8 protein-coding genes, 1 tRNA gene and 1 pseudogene are annotated in these 8,914 nt (G+C 68.7%); 8 read left to right on the forward strand and 2 right to left on the reverse strand.

Going from position 1 to position 8,914, the window contains the following annotated elements; genetic code table 11:
- Positions 1-66: 66 nt before the first annotated feature.
- Positions 67-999, reverse strand: coding sequence for a TetR/AcrR family transcriptional regulator (locus ABEA43_RS50695; protein ID WP_425570563.1), 933 nt, complete (start codon positions 997-999; stop codon positions 67-69).
- A gap of 19 nt (positions 1,000-1,018) precedes the next feature.
- Entirely contained in the window at positions 1,019-1,957 is a 939-nt protein-coding gene (locus ABEA43_RS50700) for an acyl-CoA desaturase (RefSeq protein WP_345573315.1), read from the reverse strand.
- Positions 1,958-2,259: 302 nt separating this feature from the next.
- On the opposite strand from ABEA43_RS50700, the gene ABEA43_RS50705 reads away from it, so the two are divergent.
- From ABEA43_RS50705 to ABEA43_RS50740, 8 genes and pseudogenes are all read left to right on the forward strand, one after another.
- Positions 2,260-2,331, forward strand: a tRNA-Gln gene (locus ABEA43_RS50705).
- A 124-nt stretch (positions 2,332-2,455) separates the two neighbouring features.
- Positions 2,456-3,904 carry a bifunctional UDP-N-acetylglucosamine diphosphorylase/glucosamine-1-phosphate N-acetyltransferase GlmU gene (gene glmU, locus ABEA43_RS50710; protein ID WP_345573316.1) on the forward strand — a complete coding sequence of 483 codons (1,449 nt, stop codon included), beginning with the start codon at positions 2,456-2,458 and terminating at the stop codon, positions 3,902-3,904.
- A complete protein-coding gene (locus ABEA43_RS50715; RefSeq protein WP_345573317.1) occupies positions 3,901-4,878 on the forward strand; it encodes a ribose-phosphate diphosphokinase in 978 nt (325 codons plus the stop codon). Before glmU ends, ABEA43_RS50715 begins: the two co-directional genes overlap by 4 nt.
- Before the next feature lie 204 nt (positions 4,879-5,082).
- Positions 5,083-5,709: a 50S ribosomal protein L25/general stress protein Ctc gene (locus tag ABEA43_RS50720; protein WP_345573318.1), complete on the forward strand. Its 627-nt coding sequence runs from the start codon at positions 5,083-5,085 to the stop codon at positions 5,707-5,709.
- 72 nt (positions 5,710-5,781) lie between these two features.
- A complete protein-coding gene (gene pth, locus ABEA43_RS50725; protein WP_345573319.1) occupies positions 5,782-6,366 on the forward strand; it encodes an aminoacyl-tRNA hydrolase in 585 nt (194 codons plus the stop codon).
- Between the two features lie 231 nt (positions 6,367-6,597).
- Entirely contained in the window at positions 6,598-7,950 is a 1,353-nt protein-coding gene (locus ABEA43_RS50730; RefSeq protein WP_345573325.1) for a sugar transferase, read from the forward strand.
- Positions 7,950-8,747 (forward strand): 3'(2'),5'-bisphosphate nucleotidase CysQ, encoded by a 798-nt coding sequence (locus ABEA43_RS50735; protein ID WP_345573320.1) that lies wholly within the window; start codon positions 7,950-7,952, stop codon positions 8,745-8,747. The genes ABEA43_RS50730 and ABEA43_RS50735 overlap by 1 nt, the downstream gene beginning before the upstream one ends.
- Before the next feature lie 18 nt (positions 8,748-8,765).
- Positions 8,766-8,914, forward strand: a pseudogene (locus ABEA43_RS50740) (sulfate adenylyltransferase subunit CysD); the annotation flags it as partial.

Below are 8,914 nucleotides of genomic sequence, written 5' to 3' on the forward strand. Positions count from 1 at the left end.
TTGAACAGAACGTTAACGTAGCCGCAACGACTCACACCGAAGGGTCTGCCCAGCTCCGGGCGGACATCACTCGGGATGGTCGACCTGTTCGAGCCGGGCGGCGCGTTCGGCCAGCCGCGCCTCCCGCTGGCGGATCTTCTCCTCGCGCTCGCGGGCCTTCTCCGCCTCCTTCAGCAGCCGCTCGCGCTCCTTCAGCTCGCGGACCCTGGCCTTCTCGGCCTCCTTCAGCTCGCGCTGACGGACCTTCTCGGCCTCCTTGAGCTCCTTCTCGCGCGCCTTCTCCAGGTCGCGCAGCTCCTTCTCGCTGGTGCGCGGCTTGACGGTCGCCGAGTGCTCGCGGGTCGCGGCGGTGATCGCGGGGTTGGGGTTGAGCCCGGTCAGGCCGTTCCAGGCCAGGTTGACCAGGTGGGCCGCGACCTCCTCGCGTGGGGGTTTGCGCACGTCGAGCCACCACTGGCCGGTCAGCGCGACCATGCCGACGAGCATCTGGGCGTACATCGGCGCGAGCATGGGGTCGTAGCCGCGGGAGGAGAACTCGTCGGCCAGCACGTCCTCGACCTGGCTGGCGATCTCGCTGATCAGGCTCGCGAACGAGCCGGTGCCGGAAGCGGCGTGCGAGTCGCGGACCAGGATGCGGAAGCCCTCGCTGCTCTCCTCGACGTACTGGAGCAGCGCCAGCGCGGCGCGCTCCAGCTTGATCAGGGAATGCGTGGCGGAGAGGGCTTCGGTGATCAGGGTGAGCAGCTTCTGCATCTCGCGGTCCACCACGACCGCGTAGAGGCCTTCTTTTCCACCGAAATGTTCGTATACCACGGGCTTCGACACCTGTGCGGTAGCGGCAATTTCCTCGATAGAGGTCCCGTCGAACCCCTTCTCCGCGAAGAGAGTGCGACTGATGCGGATCAGTTGCTCTCTACGCTCGCTGCCGGACATACGCCTGCGAGATCGGGGTTCGGTCACGGTCTCCATAATGACGGCCACGGATGTATGGCCGCTCATCGGTTGTTTGGTGACAGAGTCAGGCAATGCGCTTCGCCGCCAGGCGTTCCGGCGTCGGCCAGCGCACGTCGGACACCCAGCCCAGCTTCTCGAAGATGCGGATGAGACCGGCACTCAGGTCGATCTGCCCCTTCAGGGCGCCGTGCCTGGCGCAGGTGGGGTCGGAGTGGTGCAGGTTGTGCCACGACTCGCCGAAGGACGGGATGGCCAGCCACCACACGTTGCGGGACTTGTCGCGTACCTGGAAGTCCTCTTCGCCGAAGACGTGGCAGATGGAGTTGATGGACCAGGTCACGTGGTGCAGCAGGCCGATGCGGATCAGCGAGCCCCAGAACAGCGCGGTCAGGCCGCCCTGCCAGGACCAGGTGAGCAGCAGGCCGAGCACGCCGGGGAGCAGGATCGAGGTGAGGGCCATCGCGCCGAACCACTTGTGCAGCTTGACGATGTCCTCGTCCTTGCACAGGTCGGGGGCGTACTTCTCCCTGTTGGTGCGCTCGCTCTCGAACAGCCAGCCCATATGGGCGTACAGCAGGCCCTTGGACATCGACTTGAAGCCGGGGCCGAAACGCCACGGCGAGTGCGGGTCGCCCTCCTTGTCGGAGAACTTGTGGTGCTTGCGGTGCGTGGCCACCCAGTCCAGCACGGACATCTCCAGGGACAGGCTGCCCGCGATGCCCATGGCGATCTTCAGCGGACGCTTGGCCTTGAAGGAGCCGTGCGTGAAGTAGCGGTGCAGCCCGACGGTGACGCCGAGGCCGGAGACCATGTAGAAGACGAACGCGATCGCGATGTCGGTCCAGCCCAGCCCCCATCCCCAGGCGAGCGGCACAGCTGCGGCGACCGCGACCAAGGGCAGGCCGACGACGAGTCCGAAGATGACGAGCTCCGCCTTGGATTTCGGTTCGGGCTCGAAGTCGGGCTTCGGGGCAGGTGCAGCGCGTTCGGAGAGAACGGTCATGGGCTACCTCCAACGACATGTATGAGGTCGAATGTCCAAGCTACGCAACCGTAACCTACGCCAGCGTAAGTAAGGAAGACCTAAGCCGTGAATGTGGGGAACGTGACACTCTGCCGTGGAAGGTGGGTGGGGTTCGTGGCTTGCGGCCTTTCGGGCGGTCTGTTATGCGGCCTGAGGCCTGGCACACCCCCTTCGACCAGGGAACTTCGCCAAGGAGCCGGAGGTGCGGTGCAATTACGGGCGCGCGCCCGGGCGCGGGCTCGGTATCGTAGGAGAGTGTCGGACACCACGTGTGCGACCCGTCCCGGATCGTCTAATCGGCAGGACAAGTGGTTTTGGTCCACTTTGTAGGGGTTCGAGTCCTCTTCCGGGAGCTTGCGGCGTGCCCCGGGCAGAATGTGCGGGGCACGGCCAGGTATCCTCACGGTGTCGGGAGGGTGGCGGTGCGGTAGCCGTACCAGTCGCCCTGATCCGTCCAGCCACAGGGAGCCTCAGTCCGTGAGTGTGCCGCGCCCGGCAGCCGTCATCGTCCTCGCCGCCGGCGAGGGCGCCCGGATGAAGAGCCAGACCCCGAAAGTCCTGCACGAGCTGTGCGGTCGCGCGCTCGTCGACCATATGCTCACAGCCGCTCGCGACCTGGGTCCCGAGCAGCTCATCGTCGTCATCGGCCACGCGCTCGAACAGGTCGGCGGCCACCTGGCCGCCACCAGCCCCGACGCGCGGGCCGTCGTCCAGCATGACCAGCGCGGCACCGGACACGCCGTGCGCACCGTGCTCGAAGAGGTCGGCCCGATCTCGGGCACGGTCCTGGTCACCTACGGCGACGTGCCGCTGCTGCGCACCCAGACCCTCACCGGCCTGCTCGAACGACACACCGCCGACGGCAACGCGGTCACGGTGCTGACGGCCGAAGTGCCCGACCCGACCGGCTATGGGCGGATCATCCGCGACGAGGCCGGCGCGGTGCTGGAGATCGTCGAGGAGAAGGACGCCAGCGCGGCCCAGCGTGCCATCAAGGAGATGAACTCCGGCATCTACGCCTTCGACGGCCTCCTGCTCGCCGACGCGGTCAAGCGCGTGTCCACCGACAACGCCCAGGGCGAGGAATACCTCACCGACGTGCTGTCGATCCTGCGCGGCGACGGCCACCGGGTCGGCGCCTGCGTCGCGGGCGACTTCGTCGAGGTCGAGGGCGTCAACGACCGCGTGCAGCTGGCCGCCGCCCGCAAGGTGCTCAACGGGCGCCTGCTGGAGGAGCACATGCGCGGCGGCGTCACGATCATCGATCCCGGCAGCACCTGGATCGACGTGGGCGTGCGCATCGCGCCCGACGCCGTCGTCCACCCCGGCACCCAGCTGCACGGCAGCACCGTCATCGAGGGCGGCGCGGAAATCGGCCCCGGCACCACGCTGACCGACACCCGCGTGGGCGAGGGCGCGATCGTGCGCAACGCCGTCTGCGACAGCGCCGAGATCGGCCCGGAGGCCAGCGTCGGCCCCTACGCCTACCTGCGGCCGGGCACCGTGCTGGGGCGCAAGTCCAAGGCCGGCACGTTCGTCGAGATGAAAAACTCCCAGGTCGGCGAGCGGTCCAAGGTGCCCCACCTGTCCTACGCGGGTGACGCGACGATCGGCGACGACGTCAACATCGGCGCCGCCGTGGTGTTCGTCAACTACGACGGGGTCAACAAACATCGCTCCACCGTGCGCGACGGCGCGTTCGTGGGATGCGACACCATGCTCGTCGCCCCGGTGACGATCGGAGCGGGCGCCTACACGGCCGCCGGGTCCGTCATCGACGGAGACGTTCCCCCAGGAGCCATCGGGGTGGCAAGAGCGCGACAGCGCAACATCGAGAAATGGGTCTTGCGCAGGCGCGCGGGCACGAAATCGGCCGCCGCCGCCGAGCGGGCGCTGGCCGAAGAGCAGCAGGAGAACACGCAGTGACCAGCATCAAGCAGCCGGGCGAGAAGAACCTCATGCTCTTCTCCGGCCGGGCCTATCCGGAGCTGGCCGAGGAGGTCGCCGAGCACGTCGGCGTCTCCCTCACCCCCACCAAACTCATCGATTTCGCCAACGGCGAGATCTACGCCCGCTACCTGGAGTCCGTACGCGGCTGCGACGCGTTCGTGATCCAGAGCCACACCGGTCCCATCAACAAGTGGATCATGGAACAGCTCATCATGGTCGACGCGCTGAAGCGGGCCTCCGCCAAGCGCATCACCGTGGTCATGCCGTTCTTCGGCTACGCCCGCCAGGACAAGAAGGGCCGCGGCCGCGAGCCCATCACGGCCAGGCTGATGGCCGACATGTTCAAGACCGCGGGCGCCGACCGGCTCATGTCGATCGATCTGCACACCTCGCAGATCCAGGGCTTCTTCGACGGCCCCGTCGACCACCTGTTCGCCATGCCGGTGCTGGAGAGCTATCTCAAGAACAAGCTCGACCTGGCCAACACCACCATCGTCTCGCCCGACACCGGCCGCGTGCGGCTGTCCGAGCGCTGGGCCGACACGCTGGGCACGCCGCTGGCCTTCATCCACAAGCGCCGCGACCTCGACGTGGCCAACTCCGTGAAGGTCAGCGAGGTCGTCGGCAAAGTACGCGGCCGCACCTGCGTGCTCATCGACGACATGATCGACACGGCCGGCACGATCTGCAAGGCCGCCGACGCCCTCTACGAGCAGGGCGCGACCAACGTGATCACCGCCGCCACCCACGCGGTCTTCTCCGACCCAGCGGTCGACCGGCTGAAGAACTCCCGGATCTCCGAGGTCATCGTCACCAACACGCTGCCGCTGGCGCAGGCCAATCGGTTCGACAAGCTCACGGTCCTGTCGATCGCGCCGCTCATCGCCAGGGCCATCACCGAGGTCTTCACCGACGGGTCGGTCACGAGCCTGTTCGAGGGCGACACCTGAGCCAGAGGTCCGACATCTGAGCCAGAGGTCCGACATCTGAGCCAGAGGTCCGACATCTGAGCCAGAGGTCCGTCACCGCGCTTCCGGGCGGAGCGCGGTCATCGACGCAGTAGACTGAACAGGTTGCGCTCGTAACGCCTTCCGCTAGGGCGGGTGAGGGGGAGCGTCAACCATCCGAGACATAAAGCATCCCTAGGAGATGTCGTGCCTGAAGTACGTATCGCAGCCGAGCCCCGCACCTCGTTCGGCAAGGGCGCCGCTCGCAAGATCCGCCGCGCCGACAAGGTGCCCGCCGTCCTCTACGGGCACGGCACCGACCCCAAGCACCTGACCCTGCCCGGTCACGAGGTGCTGCTGGCGCTGCGCACGCCCAACGTGCTCATCCGCCTCGCCGGTGAGGGCGTGGACGAGCTCGCGCTGCCCAAGGGCGTCCAGCGCGACCCGATCAAGGGCTTCGTCGAGCACGTCGACCTGATCCTGGTCAGGAGCGGTGAGAAGGTCACCGTCGAAATCCCGGTCACCACCGTCGGCGACGTCAACTCCGAGGGCCTGCTCGACCAGCAGCTCGTCTCCATCGCCGTGGAGGCCGAGGCCACCCACATCCCGACCGGCGTCGAGGTCGACGTCGAGGGCCTGGTCATCGGCTCCGTGGTCACGGGCGCCGACCTGAAGCTGCCCCAGGGCACGACGCTGATCGCCGACCCGGAGGTCGTGGTCCTCCACGTCATCGCCAAGCCGACCGAGGAAGTGTCGGAGGAGACCGAGGCCGCCGAGGGCGAGACCGCCGAGGCCGCTGCCGAGGGCGAGAGCGCCGAGGCCTCCGCCGAGTAAGGCTGGGCTACGAGTTTCCACTGAACGGGGCGGCCCTGCGAGAGCCGCCCCGTTCTGCTACAAGGGGAGCGCATGGACCGCTGGCTGATCGCCGGACTGGGCAACCCGGGGCCCGAATACGCCGGCAACAGGCACAACGCGGGCTTCATGGTGCTCGACGAGCTGGCCGCCAGGGCCGGCGGGCGCTTCAAGGCGCACAAGAGCAGGGCCGAGGTGTGCGAGACGAGCGCCGCCATCCTGGCCAAGCCGCTGACGTACATGAACCTGTCGGGCGGTCCGGTCAAGGCGCTCTCCGACTTCTACAAGATCGGCGTCGACCGGCTGATCGTCGTCCACGACGAGCTGGACGTGCCCTACGGCGCGCTGCGGGCCAAGCTCGGTGGCGGCGACAACGGCCACAACGGGCTCAAGTCCATCACCAAGGTCCTCGCCACCCGCGACTACCTGCGGGTCCGCTTCGGCATCGGGCGGCCGCCCGGCCGCATGGACGCCGCCTCCTTCGTGCTCAGGGACTTCGCCACGATGGAGCGCAAGGACCTGCCCTTCCTCGTCGACCGCGCGGCCGACGTCGTGGAGTCGCTGATGGCTCGCGGCCTGGAGACCACCCAGAACGACTTCCACCGGTCTGATCTGAACATTTCCGGCCCTCCTCGCTGATCCCCACATTGGGTCGTTCGCCGGTTCGAGCGCGCTCTCGTGGCTACGATCTGTGACTGTCCTGTCGGGATTGGTCACCTGGAGGCACGCGTGCGCGGCCAACCTCGCGGTCAGGGGCTCATGACCGTCGTCGGCTCCGGCGACGGCGTCTCCTGGACCGCTTCCTGGGCCGCCTCCTGGCGGGTCAGCCCGCGCACGCCCGTATGGGTCCGCTCTTATCGCGTGCGCGCCATGCTGGCCGATCTGTGCGGGGCGAGCGCCGGTGCCTGTGCCGCGTTCCTGGTCAGGTTCGGCGGGCTCACCCCGTACGTGCTGCCGTACCTGCTGGTCAGCCTGGCGTTGCCGGTGGTGTGGTGCTGCGCGATGGCGCTCAACCGGGCGTACGAGCCGCGCATGCTCGGCGTCGGCTCCGAGGAGTTCCGCCGGGTCGTCCAGGCGGGCGTCGCGCTGACCGCGGGCACCGCCATCGGCTCCTACGTCACCAAGACCGACGTCGCCCGCGGCTACGTCGTGCTCGCGCTGCCGCTGGTCACCCTGCTCACCCTGATCCTCAGGTACGCCCTGCGCCGCGCGCTGCACCGGCGCAGGGCGGCGGGCGACTGCATGCGCAAGGTGGTCGCGGTCGGGCACGCGGCCTCGGTCGCCGAGCTGGTCCAGCTCTTCCGCAGGGAGCGCCACCACGGCATGGACGTCGTGGCGGCCTGCCTGCCCGGCGGCGCGCCGGGGGAGCACGTGGGCGAGGTGCCCGTCGGCGGCGACCTCAGCGACGTGCCGATCGTGGTCGACCAGGTCCGCGCCGACACCGTGGCCGTGCTGGCCTGCCCCGAGATGGACGGGCAGGCGCTGCGCCGGCTGGCCTGGCGGCTGGAGCGCACGCACACCGAGCTGGTCGTCGCCCCGGCCCTGATGGACGTGGCGGGGCCGCGCACGATGATCAGACCGGTCGCCGGGCTGCCGCTCCTGCACGTGGAGCATCCCGAGCTGACCGGGGCCAGGCAACTGGTCAAGAACGTCTTCGACCGGCTGGTGGCCGTCCTGCTGCTGGTGCTCCTGTCGCCGGCGCTGGGGGTGCTGGCGGCCGCCGTACGCGTGACGAGCCCCGGGCCCGCGCTGTTCAGGCAGACCAGGGTCGGCAGGGACGGGCGGTTGTTCACCATCGTCAAGTTCCGTACCATGCGGCGTGGCTCGGAGCAGCAGAAGATCACTTTGGTCAGCGAGCGGGACGGGCTGTTGTTCAAAATCAGGAATGATCCACGCGTCACGCCGCTCGGCACGCTGATGCGCCGCCACTCACTGGACGAGCTGCCGCAGCTCCTCAACGTGGTACGCGGCCACATGTCGCTCGTCGGGCCCCGGCCGCCGCTGCCGGAGGAGGTCGCGCGCTACGGTGACGACGTGCGCAGACGACTCCTCGTACGCCCTGGGCTGACCGGGCTGTGGCAGGTCAGTGGCAGATCTGACCTATCGTGGGAGGAATCCGTGCGTCTCGACCTGCGTTACGTGGAGAACTGGTCCCTCACTTTGGATCTCCAGATCCTGTGGAAGACTTGGTCGGCCGTCGCCCGCGGGCAAGGAGCTTATTGATGACGATTCGCGACGACCACGCCCTCGCCGCCGACTTGGCGACCGAGGCCGGCGAGCGGCTGCTGCGCGTCCGCGAGCGCATGGGGTTCGACGACTCCCGCGCACTCAAGGCGGAGGGCGACCGCTCCTCCCACGTCTTCCTGATGGAGGCGCTGGGCAGGTTGCGGCCCAGTGACAGCATCCTGTCCGAAGAGGCCACGCGCGAGGAGCGGCTCGATCCGCGCCGGCTCAGCGCGGACCGGGTGTGGATCGTCGATCCGCTCGACGGCACCAGGGAGTTCTCCGAGCGGGCGGAGCAGGACGGGCCCGGGGGAGCGGTGCGGGGCAGGTCCGACTGGGCCGTGCACGTGGCGCTGTGGGAGCGCGGCAGGCTGGCCGCGGGCGCGGTGGCGCTGCCCGCCCAGGGCCGTACGCTGACGACGGGCGAGCCGCCCAAGCTGCCCGCCTTCGAGAAGGGCCGGTTCCGGATCGCGGTGAGCCGCAGCAGGCCGCCCGAGTTCGTGCAGAAGCTCGCCTACCTCGTGGGCGCCGATCTCGTGCCCATCGGCTCGGCCGGCGCGAAGATCGCCGCGGTGCTCACCGGCGACGTCGAGGCGTACGTACACGCCGGGGGCCAGTACGAGTGGGATTCCGCCGCGCCGGCCGCCGTGGCCCTGGCCGCGGGGGCCCACGCGAGCCGGATCGACGGCTCCGAGCTGACCTACAACCAAGCCGACCCCTCACTACCCGATATCCTTGTTTCCCTACCGGAGCTGGCGACATCCCTGCTCGCCGGGATTCGGGACCTGCACCGCTAACGCCGGAGGAAAGCTCCCATGCTCCAGCGCGACTACACGACGTCGCAGCTCGACGTGCTCGAAGCCGAGGCCATCCACATCATGCGCGAAGTGGCGGCCGAGTTCGAGCGTCCATGTCTGCTCTTCTCCGGGGGCAAGGACTCGATCGTCATGCTCCGCATCGCGGA

Origin of the sequence: Nonomuraea rosea (genome assembly GCF_039539705.1) — a bacterium.
Lineage (GTDB): Bacteria > Actinomycetota > Actinomycetes > Streptosporangiales > Streptosporangiaceae > Nonomuraea > Nonomuraea rosea.

Excerpts from the sequence above, each read along its gene's own strand:
- ABEA43_RS50695 (WP_425570563.1), bottom strand. The coding sequence starts at position 999 with ATGAGCGGCCATACATCCGTGGCCGTCATTATGGAGACCGTGACCGAA.
- ABEA43_RS50700 (WP_345573315.1), bottom strand. The coding sequence starts at position 1,957 with ATGACCGTTCTCTCCGAACGCGCTGCACCTGCCCCGAAGCCCGACTTC.
- pth (WP_345573319.1), top strand. The coding sequence starts at position 5,782 with ATGGACCGCTGGCTGATCGCCGGACTGGGCAACCCGGGGCCCGAATAC.
- ABEA43_RS50730 (WP_345573325.1), top strand. The coding sequence starts at position 6,598 with ATGCTGGCCGATCTGTGCGGGGCGAGCGCCGGTGCCTGTGCCGCGTTC.
- ABEA43_RS50735 (WP_345573320.1), top strand. The coding sequence starts at position 7,950 with ATGACGATTCGCGACGACCACGCCCTCGCCGCCGACTTGGCGACCGAG.